Raw genomic sequence first — 11,854 nt, forward strand, 5'->3', positions numbered from 1 at the left:
CGGCGCTTTAAAGCCTCAAATGTTTACAAAAGTGAGAAAAAGAGAAGCCCTAATTCCTCTTTTTTCTTTTATATTTCTTAACCTACTCGTTCTATTTTTATGGGATCAGTCTATTAGTGCTCAAAAATCAGCGCTTCAAAATAGGGTTCACAATTCGGGAGAACTCTTATCGCAAAAGTTTCTTTCTATTGTTAAAAGAGATATTCAGAGTTTAGAAAATTTAAAGGATAGACTTCAGATTACAAATGGCGCTTATTTTGATTATTGGGAACATGATGCGGAATTAATATTACAGCAAAATCCTTCTTTTAAATTTATTGAGTGGATAGATGATCTTATGATCATTCGCAAAATAAACCCTACCCTAGGAAACCAAGCCGCTATCGGGTTGGATATTTCTAAAATTGACTACAGACGCGATGAGTGGATTAGACATAGCTTAGATGGATCTACCAATGTAACCTCGTGGTTTAAGATGACTCAGGGCGGTCACGCCTTTTTAGTAGACGTTCCCGTTTACTTTCAGAACAAATTTAGAGGAACGATTACTGCGGGAATGGATTTTAAGAAAAACCTTGATGCATTTGCAGAAAACCTGCCTGATTATAGTGTAGAAATCCGTGATGATAAAGGGACTGTTTTCTATACTCAAAACCCAACCCAAACCGAAACTGGCAATGATGATTTTGTATATAGCAATACATTGAAAATCGATAGTTTAGATAGTCAATTTTGGTCCATAAAAGTAAAGCCAGCCTCTGCCAATTTTTTAAACGACAAAAGTTCTTCAATAAACAACATGCTTATTTTTGGGTTGGCACTATCTACCTTAATGAGCTTACTTATTTATTTTCATTTAAGAGCAAAACTTGAAACCACAAGGGCTGTCAGAGCAAATAAAAAATTAAAAATAACCAATAAAAAACTTAGTAAGCAGCGTAATAGAGCAGAAAGAGCATCAATGGCTAAAACAGAATTTCTCTCTAACATGAGCCATGAAATTAGGACACCTTTGAATGGTATTTTAGGATTAATTCAATTATTGAAAAATTCGAGCAACCCAGAGAACAATGCGCATTATTTGTATCTAATGGACAAATCTTCTAAAAACCTCTTGGCTTTGGTAAATGATGTACTTGAAATAGACAAAATAGAATCTGGGGAAATGAGTTTAAATGAGGTTGTGTTTACACCAAGTAAAGAGGTTGCGGCTTTAGTAAGTCAGTTTAAAGCAGAATTTGAAACAAAAAATCTGTGCCTAGATTTAGAGCTTCACTCCAATTCAGAGCTGTCCGTTGTGGGTGATGAGGGAAAGTTCAACCAAGTTATTATCAATCTTATAAAAAATGCCTTGAAATTTACAGCTCGTGGTGGCGCTTGTGTGGTTTACAAAGAAACTCTAAAGGGCAATTGTCTAAACATATCATTAAAAGTTTCGGATACAGGGATTGGCATACCTCAGTACAACCTTTCAAAAATATTTAAAAGATTTACGCAGGTAGATCAGGGAATTAAGAAAAAACATGAAGGCAGTGGCCTAGGCTTGGCGATAAGCCAGAATTTAGTTGAATTAATGGGAGGTACAATATCTGTTGATAGTCAATTGGGCAAAGGCAGTGAATTTATGTTTAATATACCTTTTACATTATCTGAAATTCAACCTCAAAACAATTTCAACACTGATTCATTCCATTTTAGTTTTGAGAATATAAAAGTTTTAGTAGTAGATGATAACAATATTAATGTTCTTGTCTTAACCAAACTTCTTCGAGATCTTGGTGTAAAAACAGATAAAGCCAAAGATGGTATAAGTGCTGTGAAAATGGCTAGGGAAAAACAATACCAATTGATATTAATGGATATCCATATGCCTTTGATGGATGGTTATGAAGCAACCCGTTTAATACGAGAAGTTAATAAGGACATATTAATTATTGGCCTATCTGCTGATGTCACAAAACAAGCCATAGACAAATCCTTAAAACTTGGTATGAACGACTATCTTACTAAGCCCTTATCTAAGGAGAAACTCCAAAATATTTTAATCAAATATTTCTCAGTAAAAAAAGTTGTAGCTTAATAACCTTATGGGTTGTTTTGGTATTGAACCTAATAACTTTTCAAAACTGTTATAAATCCTGCTGAGACAGTGCATAAAAAAAGCCCAACATGGTAGTTGGGCTTTTGCTCCTCAGACTGGGCTCGAACCAGTGACCCTCTGATTAATTCCGCACATGCGGAACTCTAACCAACTGAGCTAATTTCCCTTTTGGCTTAAAATCTGGGGTAATTAATTTTTCTAATAGATTTCTACTCTTTTGTCTCTTAACGAATCTTTCGATTTGCTCAGCTTCACCCCTTGTGTTACCTGCCTCGAAAACAGCTTTCAATTCCCATGGTCTATATTTAGCTGTAAAAGTGTTGAGCGATGTGGTTTTATGTTTTTCCAATCGTTTCCATGGCTCTTGAGAAGAACCCGAATAAAACTTGTCGAAACGTTCTGAATAAATGATATAAAAATAATACATGGCATAAAAAAGCCCAACATGGAAGTTGGGCTTTTGCTCCTCAGACTGGGCTCGAACCAGTGACCCTCTGATTAACAGTCAGATGCTCTAACCAACTGAGCTACTGAGGAAGATGCTTTTCGCTTAAGCGAGGGCAAATATAAATTATTTTTTAATCTCTACAATATGAAATTTTAATTTTTTGATTTAAAAATTAAAATTCATCATCGGTTTGTTATCCATCTAAAAACGTCATTACCATTAGCAAATAATACCAGAGCAATTAAGATAAAGAATCCAACGATTTGCGCACGCTCTAAGAACTTTTCACTTGGCTTGCGACCAGATATCATTTCGTACAATAAAAACATAACGTGTCCACCATCTAAGGCAGGTATTGGTAAGAGATTAAGTATTGCCAACATAATTGACAAGAAAGCTGTAAGTCTCCAGAAAGCTTCCCAGCTCCATACTTCTGGGAAAATATCAAAGATGGCTTTAAAACCACCTAAACCCTTATAAGCTCCTGTACTTGGAGTGAATATCGCTTTTAACTGATCAAAATAACCTGCTACTTGATCTACAAATTTATCTGCGCCACCACCAAAACTCTCTAAAAATGTGTACTCCTTTCTGGTAATATCTATATATCCTAATTCTTCAAACTTATTTTCTGAAATACCCGGAAACACACCTATTTTACCATTTGAGTTTACTTTCAATTCCCTCTCAATACTATCATTGTCCCTCAAAAGTGTGGCAGTAATGGTTTGGTTTTTATAGTTTTTCAATCTTGGTTCTAATTGATCAAAATATCTAATGCCTTTTCCATTTATAGCTAACAGAACATCTCCTTGCTTTAGGTCAACATCTTTATTCTGCATAGTGTCATCAACCTTTGCTACCATAAACGGTACTCTAAGGTTAAATAGACTAGAACGGTTTTTTCTAGAAGACAACTGCCCTAAAAAATCTTCCGGTAAGTTGATGTTTTTAGTTTTGTTGTTACGTTCTACAGTAAACTCCTCTGCAGAAATCAAGCTTTTAATAACGTCTGAGTGTGCTTCAACAGGTTTACCATTAACCGCAATTACTTTATCACCTGTTTTAAAACCTAAATCGAGCATTAATTGGTTTTCAATTAAATATCCATCCTTAAGACTTTCTAGCGTATAGTCTTTATCACCATAAGCAAAGGAAATAAAGACATAAATAAAGTAAGCCAGAATAAAGTTAACCGTTACACCACCAAGCATAATAATCAACCGTTGCCAAGCTGGTTTAGAACGGAATTCCCACGGTTGTGGAGGTTGTGCCATTTGTTCCTTATCCATACTCTCATCTATCATTCCGGCAATCTTTACGTAACCTCCAAGTGGTAACCAACCGATTCCATATACAGTATCCCCAATTTTCTTTTTAAACAGCGAGTATTTTACATCAAAAAAGAGATAAAACTTCTCTACTTTGGTTTTAAATAATTTGGCTGGTATAAAGTGGCCCAACTCGTGCAATACGATCAGAAGCGATAAACTCAGTAAAAATTGGGATATCTTAATTACAAATTCCATGTAGTCATTTTCAAATTTTCAATTGACAAAAGTAAGGTTTTAAAGCAACTTAGAAAATAATTGTATTTCCAATCGATTTATTTTTAACACCGATTTATAAATCATAGGATTTCTCTCTCACGTTTCTGTTAAAATAATAGAGTCAAATTGCCAACTGTTGTATCTTTGCAATTCAAAAATTTTAACGAAATACCAATGTCATTTCTTTCGTTTTTTAAGCGCTATAAAAAATTCGGAGTTTTCTTTTCTGTGCTTTGTGTCATTATTATAGGTATAATTTATAGTATTCTTAATGTTAAACGACCATTGCCAATATACCAGCCAGCCATGGTTAGTGAAGAATTGGTGGATAGCACTATTCAGCACCAAATTAAATATCATAAAATTGCGGATTTTAGTTTAATCAATCAAAATGGCGAAATCATTACGCAAAACACTTACAAAGACAAAATATATGTAGCTGACTTTTTCTTTACGACCTGCCAAACGATTTGTCCGATTATGACGGATCATATGTATCAAATTCAAAAGGAAATAATTAGTGATGACGATGTAATGCTCCTCTCCCATTCTGTTACTCCAAGAATAGATAGCGTTGCACAACTTAAAAAGTATGCCAAGGAAAAAGGCGTCATTGACCGTAAATGGAATTTAGTGACTGGCGATAAAAAACAAATCTATGAATTGGCCAGAAAAAGCTACTTAGCGGTAAAAACGCAAGGCAATGGCGATATGTACGACATGATACATACCGAAAACTTTATGCTTATTGATAAAAAGCGTCAAATCAGAGGATTTTATGATGGTACAAATCCTGAAGACATTGAAAAGCTTCTGGAAGATATTGAAACCTTAAAAGACGAATCCTAAATTCTTTAAAAAGGTTTTAGCCCCTAGAAATTTTATTCTATTTTTGCTTCTTTAAATTCAATCTAAATAAGAATAAGCTTGACACTAGCAGAATTAAAACGTGGACAACAAGGTACTATTAAAGATGTTTCCTCAATCCATATTCCTTTAAAACTTCTCGAAATGGGCTGTTTGCCGGGTAATTCTGTGGAGCTGGTTCAAGTTGCTCCTTTTGCAGATCCCATGTACCTCAACATTAATGGCTCGCATTTGGCCATTAGAAAGGAAACGGCTGTGCACATAATAATAGAGGTAATAAATGGCTAAACAAATCAACGTTGCGTTAATAGGAAACCCAAACACAGGAAAAACCTCTGTTTTTAATGCCTTAACAGGATTGAATCAAAAGGTGGGTAACTATCCTGGTATTACAGTTGAAAAAAAGGAAGGCATCTGCAAATTACCTCGAGGTGTAAAAGCACATATTATTGATTTACCGGGAACTTACAGTTTGAATGCCTCTTCGCTTGATGAAAATGTGGTCATTGAACTGCTCCTTAATAAAAACGATAAAGATTTTCCTGATGTTGCTGTTGTAGTCAGTGATGTTGAAAATCTAAAGCGAAACCTTTTGCTTTTTACCCAAATAAAGGATTTAGAAATTCCATCCGTACTGGTCATCAATATGTCAGACCGAATGGCCTATAAAGGTATCTCCTTAGATATTGATTATTTAGAGCAACAGCTCGAAACCAAAATTGCACTTATAAGTACACGGAAGAATAAAGGCATTGGTGAACTTAAGGAGCTCATTGCAAATTATAAAGACCTCTCCACAAAACCATGCCTTAATGCTTCGTCAATAGATGAGGATTATTTTAATAATCTAAGAAAAGCATTTCCCAATCAACTCTTGTACAAACTTTGGTTAGTGATTACCCAAGATGTCAACTTTGGTAAAACCGATAGAAACACCATAGATGCCGTTTCAGATTTTAAAACAAAAACAAAAGCAGATCTAAAACGACTTCAGCAAAAAGAAACAATAAAGCGCTATCAGTTTATCAATAACACGCTTAAAAAAGGGCAAACTATTGATTTGGCCAGTGCTAAGGATTTAAGGGTTAAATTAGATAGGATTTTAACACATAAGGTTTGGGGCTACCTCATATTTGGAATAATACTCTTAACTATTTTTCAGGCGATTTACGATTGGGCACAAATTCCTATGGAACTTATTGATAGTGCGTTTGCGTCTTTAAGTGAATGGACAAAAAACACGCTGCCAGACGGAGCATTTACAAGCCTTATAGCCGAAGGCATTATTCCTGGGCTTGGAGGTATTGTTATTTTTATTCCGCAGATTGCTTTCTTATTTCTCTTTATTTCTATTCTCGAAGAAAGCGGTTATATGAGTCGTGTGGTCTTTTTAATGGACAGAATTATGCGACGTTTTGGACTAAGCGGAAAAAGCGTAGTGCCTTTAATTTCCGGGACAGCTTGTGCCATACCTGCAATAATGGCGACACGTAATATTGAAAGCTGGAAAGAACGTTTAATTACCATTTTAGTAACTCCATTTACAACATGCTCTGCACGTTTACCAGTGTATTTAATCATTATAGAATTAGTTATACCTGAAGGTCGCTTTTTAGGATTAGGTTACCAACCCTTAACTTTAATGCTGCTGTATCTGATCGGGTTTGGAGCTGCGGTTGGTTCAGCTTGGATATTGAATAAGATACTGAAAATAAGGAGTAAAACTTTTTTTGTAGTAGAAATGCCCAACTACAAATTACCGTTATTTAAAAATGTAGCTTTAACGGTTTTAGAGAAAACAAAGGCTTTTGTATTTGGCGCAGGAAAAATCATCCTGGCTATTTCAATTATTCTTTGGTTTTTAGCTTCTTACGGTCCTGGCGAACAATTCAACAATGCAGATACTATTGTTACGGAACAATTTGCTTCAGAAAATCTGTCTGAGGACGAGTTACAGCAAAAAATTGCATCACACAAGTTAGAACATTCCTTTATTGGCATTACAGGAAGAGCAATTGAACCTGCGATACGACCCTTGGGTTACGATTGGAAAATTGGTATTGCCATTGTAAGTTCTTTTGCAGCACGCGAAGTCTTTGTAGGTACATTGGCGACCATTTATAGCGTTGGTAGTGATGAAGAGGAAACTATTAAAAACAGAATGGCTGGCGAGGTCAACCCAATTCTTGGTGGACCCTTATTTAATTTTGCCTCAGGAATATCGTTATTGCTGTTCTATGCTTTTGCCATGCAATGCATGAGTACATTAGCTATTGTAAAACGTGAAACCAACTCGTGGAAATGGCCCATGTACCAACTTGTAATCATGAGTGCTTTTGCTTATCTTGTAGCATTGGCGGCATTTCAAATGTTAAAATAAATGAACACACTTATTCAAAACATATTGGTTTTTTCTGCTCTAGGCTTAGCACTTCTATTCCTGGTAAGAAAATTTATTTGGAAGCCAAAAAGCAAATCTTCTTCGGCTTGTGGAACCGATGATTGCGGATGCCATTAACCTCAAATAAACTTTAGTCTTAGTGTTTGATTCATTCTTTAGGCTGAAACACAACTTCCAGCTGATAATCTTCTTCTTTTGTTTCAACAGAAGTGTCGGGATATGGAGTTAAGCTAAAACCATAAATTAATAAATTCTCAGAATAAAAAGCTAAGTTATTGCTAGCCGTTACAAAACCGCTGGCATCAATCCTTAGTTTTTTCTTTTGAATAAATTTTGAATCTTTATAAATCAACACTTCAACAAAAGCCTCACCTGCTCTAACACACATCACGTCTTTTGGACATCTTGAATCGTTTATCACCTTGTTGAATTCCACTTGAAAAGTGCCGAACTTTGCCTTTTCATTCAATTTTACAAATTCACTGATGCTTAACGAATCTTTTTGTACAACGTTTTGTGCTTCTAGTGCATTAAATGAACCAACAATACAGCACAATAATAAAAACAGTCCTTTTCTCATATTACTAATATATAATCTAAAGACTTAAATAATTTATTAATGTGACAAATTATAAAATATTTTAGCTACATTTGAAAAATATTTAAGCTAACTTAAAAATTAATTAAAGCAATTATAAATGTCCGTAGCTACTGAGAATTTTATAAAAGCTATTTATAACAATAATTCCCACGATGCTCGCAACACAAAACCAGGGAATATTGCTAAAAAACTTGGTATATCCAATGCTGCTGCAACCGATATGGCAAAAAAACTGGCTATAAAGGATTTGCTGCATTATGAAAAGTATCAAGAATTACAGCTAACAGATAAAGGCAAAAAAATGGCGCTCAATGTGATTAGAAAACATCGTCTTTGGGAAGCTTTTCTATTTAAAATGTTTGATATGTCTTTACACGACATACACAGGGAAGCAGAGCTTTTAGAGCATCAAACATCAGACTTATTAGCCAATAAAATCAGTGAATATCTTGGCAACCCTAAGTTTGATCCGCATGGTGACCCAATTCCAAATTCAGAAGGAGAAATAACAACAACAGATACTTCCATTCCGCTGTCTAATGCTGTTGAAGGAAAAAAATATGTCATTTCTCGTTTAACAAGCGATGACAAGGAATTCTTTGAGTTTTGCGCGCATCACAAATTAAAATATGGCAATGAAATTAAAGTTTCAAAGCAATTCAAAAACAACAAAATGACTGAACTCTCAGTTGAAAACAACACAATTTTATTAAACGAAGATTTTACAACCTTAATTTATGTCAATGAAGCTAACTAACAGAAATTTATTATTGAGTCTCACTTTATTTACCGCGTTACAATTTGGTTTTGCACAAGAAACTGATAATGTAGAAGCATTAGTAACCGATAGACCAGATGCAACTGAAGCCTCTTCAACCGTGGGCAAAGGAGTTTTACAATTTGAAACCGGAGGACTTTACGAATCCTTTGAAGAGAATAATATTAAGTCTGAAAACTACACGTACAACACTATGCTGATACGTTACGGAATTTTAGATAATCTGGAATTTCGTTTAGGCTGGGATTTTGTTGAAGGCGTAACCACAGTAAACGGCAACAAATTAGATAATGTTACCAGTGGTCTTTCCCCATTATTACTTGGTTTGAAGTTAGATATTGCCGAAGAAGATGGCTGTATGCCAGAGATCGCATTGATAGGCCATGTATTTCCGGTATTTAGTGCTGCAGAAGACTACAGACCAGAATATACGGGAGTAGATTTTAGACTTTCGCTATCACATACTTTGAGTGAAAATTCTAGTCTTGGCTATAATATTGGTGCACAATGGGGAGATGACTCACCAGAAGCTGCAGCCATCTATACGCTTGCTTATGGTTACAGTTTTACAGAAAAATTCGGCATGTACGCTGAAGTGTATGGAGACTTGCCAGAAGACAGTTCTGCCAACCATTATTGGGATGCAGGACTCACCTATTTAGTTTGCAACGATTTACAACTTGATGCCTATTTCGGTACAAGTTTTACCGAAGGGCAAGATATTTTAATTGGAGCTGGATTAAGTTATAGAATAAGAAAGAAAAAATAAAGATAATTTTTACTGTGCGTGTCACATTGAGCGCAGTCGAAATGCAATTGAAAACAAAATTTAAATGAAGAATATAACACTACTATTTCTCTTATTAATAACAGTATTTGGCTGTAAAAACGAGAAAAACGACAACGGTAAATTAAATGTAGTCACCACAACGACAATGATTACTGATTTAGTAAAAAACATTGGTGGCGATGCTATTAATGTAGAAGGTTTAATGGGCAGTGGTGTTGACCCACACCTGTACAAAGCAAGTGAAGGTGACGTAACAAAACTGTTTAATGCAGATATTATTTTTTATAATGGTTTGCATCTTGAAGGCAAACTAGTAGAGGTTTTTGAAAAAATGGGTAATCAAGCGAAAACTCCTATAGCATTGGCCGATCAATTAGACAAAAAAGGATTGATTGGTTCTGATTACTTTGCTTCCAATTACGATCCGCATGTGTGGTTTAATATTGACTATTTTAAGCAATTTGCTGAAAAAGTAACAGAAGTTCTATCCGAAAATAATCCAGAAAACAAGGACACATTTGAAGCCAATAAAATGAAATATTTATCAGAATTGGATGAACTTCAAGAAAAAGTAAGGACCGTTATCGAAACGCTTCCAAAAGAAAAGAGAATATTGGTGACAGCACATGATGCCTTTAATTACTTCGGAAAAGCTTACGATTTTGAAGTGGTCGGCCTTCAAGGATTATCCACTGCAACAGAAGCTGGCGTTCAAGATGTACAGAAATTAGCTGCTTTTATTATTGAAAAACAAATCAAAGCTATTTTTGTAGAAAGCTCTGTGCCAAAACGAACGATTGAAGCACTACAAGCTGCTGTAAAGTCAAAAGGTCATGAAGTAGAAATTGGAGGCACCTTATATTCTGATGCCCTTGGAAATGCTGGTACAGTTGAAGGGACCTATGTTGGTATGTTTGAGTATAATGTGAATACGATTGTAAATGCTTTGAAGTGATTAGTGATTAGTGATTAGTGAGAAATAAACCAAAAGAACAGAAAATAGCATAAATGAATGTCCCTAATTCCGACTGTGTCGGAAACATCAAAATTCAGAAATAATGAGCGAAAGAACGAAGATGCAGGGCGTAGCCTTAAGCACGAAGTTCTGAAAGCGAATGGTGCTTCGCAAATGCTTTGCATTCACGAACTCAATAATAAACGATAGAAATTAGTGAGTAACTTCCTAATTTTGATCGTGATTTTTTGGTTCGTTTTGCATCAAGGCAAAATGAACATAAATTAAATTATGAAGAAACAAACTAAAGACAATGAGACTCCTGCTTCCGCAGGAGTGGTAGCCGTAAAAGTAGATGACCTCACCGTAGCCTACAACTACAAACCCGTACTATGGGATATCGATTTAGAAATCCCAGAAGGTGTTTTAATGGCTATAGTAGGTCCAAATGGAGCAGGAAAGTCAACCTTAATAAAATCTATTCTTGGTATTTTAAAACCCATAGCAGGTAGCGTTGCTATTTATGATAAGCCCTACGAAAAACAACGTCAGCTGGTAGCTTATGTACCTCAAAAAGGAAGTGTCGATTGGGATTTCCCAACAACCGCTTTAGATGTGGTTATGATGGGCACCTACGGAAGTCTGGGCTGGATTAAACGACCAGGACAAAAAGAAAAGAAAGCAGCCCTTGAAGCTCTTGAAAAAGTAGGAATGCTCCCTTTTAAAAACAGACAAATCAGTCAACTTTCAGGAGGACAGCAACAACGTATATTTTTGGCAAGAGCCTTGGTACAAAATGCATCCATCTATTTTATGGATGAACCGTTTCAAGGTGTTGATGCTTCAACTGAAATCGCCATCATTAATATATTAAAAGCATTAAGAAAGGCTGGCAAAACGGTTATTGTTGTTCATCACGATTTACAAACCGTTCCTGAGTATTTCGATTGGGTGACCTTCTTAAATGTGAAGAAAATTGCCACAGGACCAGTAAAAGACATTTTTAATGATGATAATTTGACGAAGACTTATGGTATTAATTATAAGGTAAGTATACAAGAGTAGAAAAGTGTAAAGTAAACAGTGTTCAGTCGCAGTTTGCAGTACATACTCTAACTAATGAAAACCAAAATATAAATCGAACTTGATATTCCGACAAGGTCGGAAACATCAAAATTCAGAAATAATGAACGAAAGAACGAAGATGCAAGGCGTAGCCTTAAGCACGAAGTTCTGAAAGTAAATGGTGCTTTAGCAATTTCCTAATTTTGATCGTGATTTTTTGGTTCGTTTTGTATCAAGACAAAATGAACAAAAGAAAAAAAGAAACAGATTGCCGCAGCTGATTAAAAACCAGCTTCGC

Annotated in this window: 12 protein-coding genes and 1 tRNA gene; 9 read left to right on the forward strand and 4 right to left on the reverse strand. The window is 35.3% G+C overall.

Translation table 11 applies throughout. The features are described from left to right. Window positions 1-19 precede the first annotated feature (19 nt). Window positions 20-2,080 (forward strand): ATP-binding protein, encoded by a 2,061-nt coding sequence (locus tag ACQ65V_RS04390; RefSeq protein WP_430467022.1) that lies wholly within the window; start codon window positions 20-22, stop codon window positions 2,078-2,080. Between the two features lie 142 nt (window positions 2,081-2,222). Here the strand turns inward: ACQ65V_RS04390 and ACQ65V_RS04395 are convergent, their stop codons facing one another. From ACQ65V_RS04395 to rseP, 3 genes are all read right to left on the reverse strand, one after another. Beyond that, on the reverse strand, window positions 2,223-2,528 hold the full coding sequence (locus ACQ65V_RS04395; RefSeq protein ID WP_430467023.1) for a GIY-YIG nuclease family protein: 306 nt from the start codon (window positions 2,526-2,528) through the stop codon (window positions 2,223-2,225). 36 nt (window positions 2,529-2,564) lie between these two features. Continuing rightward, window positions 2,565-2,638 (reverse strand) — tRNA-Asn (locus tag ACQ65V_RS04400). A 93-nt stretch (window positions 2,639-2,731) separates the two neighbouring features. Continuing rightward, entirely contained in the window at window positions 2,732-4,078 is a 1,347-nt protein-coding gene (rseP, locus tag ACQ65V_RS04405; protein ID WP_430467024.1) for an RIP metalloprotease RseP, read from the reverse strand. Between the two features lie 195 nt (window positions 4,079-4,273). On the opposite strand from rseP, the gene ACQ65V_RS04410 reads away from it, so the two are divergent. From ACQ65V_RS04410 to feoB, 3 genes are all read left to right on the forward strand, one after another. Further along, entirely contained in the window at window positions 4,274-4,948 is a 675-nt protein-coding gene (locus ACQ65V_RS04410) for an SCO family protein (RefSeq protein WP_430467025.1), read from the forward strand. 72 nt (window positions 4,949-5,020) lie between these two features. Continuing rightward, window positions 5,021-5,254, forward strand: a complete 234-nt coding sequence (locus tag ACQ65V_RS04415) for a FeoA family protein (RefSeq protein WP_162306918.1) — start codon at window positions 5,021-5,023, stop codon at window positions 5,252-5,254. Continuing rightward, the gene (feoB, locus tag ACQ65V_RS04420; RefSeq protein ID WP_430467026.1) at window positions 5,247-7,346 is read left to right on the forward strand and encodes a ferrous iron transport protein B; all 2,100 of its coding nucleotides are present in this window, start codon (window positions 5,247-5,249) and stop codon (window positions 7,344-7,346) included. The genes ACQ65V_RS04415 and feoB overlap by 8 nt, the downstream gene beginning before the upstream one ends. A gap of 169 nt (window positions 7,347-7,515) precedes the next feature. On the opposite strand, the gene ACQ65V_RS04425 is transcribed toward feoB, so the two are convergent. Then, a complete protein-coding gene (locus ACQ65V_RS04425; protein WP_430467027.1) occupies window positions 7,516-7,947 on the reverse strand; it encodes a hypothetical protein in 432 nt (143 codons plus the stop codon). Window positions 7,948-8,065: 118 nt separating this feature from the next. Between ACQ65V_RS04425 and ACQ65V_RS04430 the strand changes: the two genes are divergently transcribed. The 5 genes from ACQ65V_RS04430 (at window position 8,066) to ACQ65V_RS04450 (ending at window position 11,556) form a co-directional block, all read left to right on the forward strand. Next, the gene (locus ACQ65V_RS04430; protein WP_155087974.1) at window positions 8,066-8,725 is read left to right on the forward strand and encodes a metal-dependent transcriptional regulator; all 660 of its coding nucleotides are present in this window, start codon (window positions 8,066-8,068) and stop codon (window positions 8,723-8,725) included. Then, entirely contained in the window at window positions 8,712-9,515 is an 804-nt protein-coding gene (locus ACQ65V_RS04435; protein WP_430467028.1) for a transporter, read from the forward strand. Before ACQ65V_RS04430 ends, ACQ65V_RS04435 begins: the two co-directional genes overlap by 14 nt. Before the next feature lie 64 nt (window positions 9,516-9,579). Further along, the gene (locus tag ACQ65V_RS04440) at window positions 9,580-10,491 is read left to right on the forward strand and encodes a metal ABC transporter solute-binding protein, Zn/Mn family (RefSeq protein ID WP_155087972.1); all 912 of its coding nucleotides are present in this window, start codon (window positions 9,580-9,582) and stop codon (window positions 10,489-10,491) included. Between the two features lie 57 nt (window positions 10,492-10,548). Next, window positions 10,549-10,701, forward strand: a complete 153-nt coding sequence (locus tag ACQ65V_RS04445; protein WP_430467029.1) for a hypothetical protein — start codon at window positions 10,549-10,551, stop codon at window positions 10,699-10,701. Between the two features lie 81 nt (window positions 10,702-10,782). Further along, window positions 10,783-11,556 carry a metal ABC transporter ATP-binding protein gene (locus ACQ65V_RS04450; RefSeq protein WP_430467030.1) on the forward strand — a complete coding sequence of 258 codons (774 nt, stop codon included), beginning with the start codon at window positions 10,783-10,785 and terminating at the stop codon, window positions 11,554-11,556. Window positions 11,557-11,854: the final 298 nt, after the last annotated feature.

The organism is Winogradskyella ouciana (assembly GCF_965284585.1).
Classification (GTDB): domain Bacteria; phylum Bacteroidota; class Bacteroidia; order Flavobacteriales; family Flavobacteriaceae; genus Winogradskyella; species Winogradskyella ouciana.

What these genes read in the sequence shown, in the direction of transcription:
- ACQ65V_RS04390 (WP_430467022.1), top strand. Translation starts at nt 20, where the DNA reads ATGTTTACAAAAGTGAGAAAAAGAGAAGCCCTAATTCCTCTTTTTTCT.
- ACQ65V_RS04395 (WP_430467023.1), bottom strand. Translation starts at nt 2,528, where the DNA reads ATGTATTATTTTTATATCATTTATTCAGAACGTTTCGACAAGTTTTAT.
- rseP (WP_430467024.1), bottom strand. Translation starts at nt 4,078, where the DNA reads ATGGAATTTGTAATTAAGATATCCCAATTTTTACTGAGTTTATCGCTT.
- ACQ65V_RS04410 (WP_430467025.1), top strand. Translation starts at nt 4,274, where the DNA reads ATGTCATTTCTTTCGTTTTTTAAGCGCTATAAAAAATTCGGAGTTTTC.
- feoB (WP_430467026.1), top strand. Translation starts at nt 5,247, where the DNA reads ATGGCTAAACAAATCAACGTTGCGTTAATAGGAAACCCAAACACAGGA.
- ACQ65V_RS04425 (WP_430467027.1), bottom strand. Translation starts at nt 7,947, where the DNA reads ATGAGAAAAGGACTGTTTTTATTATTGTGCTGTATTGTTGGTTCATTT.
- ACQ65V_RS04430 (WP_155087974.1), top strand. Translation starts at nt 8,066, where the DNA reads ATGTCCGTAGCTACTGAGAATTTTATAAAAGCTATTTATAACAATAAT.
- ACQ65V_RS04435 (WP_430467028.1), top strand. Translation starts at nt 8,712, where the DNA reads ATGAAGCTAACTAACAGAAATTTATTATTGAGTCTCACTTTATTTACC.
- ACQ65V_RS04440 (WP_155087972.1), top strand. Translation starts at nt 9,580, where the DNA reads ATGAAGAATATAACACTACTATTTCTCTTATTAATAACAGTATTTGGC.
- ACQ65V_RS04445 (WP_430467029.1), top strand. Translation starts at nt 10,549, where the DNA reads ATGTCCCTAATTCCGACTGTGTCGGAAACATCAAAATTCAGAAATAAT.
- ACQ65V_RS04450 (WP_430467030.1), top strand. Translation starts at nt 10,783, where the DNA reads ATGAAGAAACAAACTAAAGACAATGAGACTCCTGCTTCCGCAGGAGTG.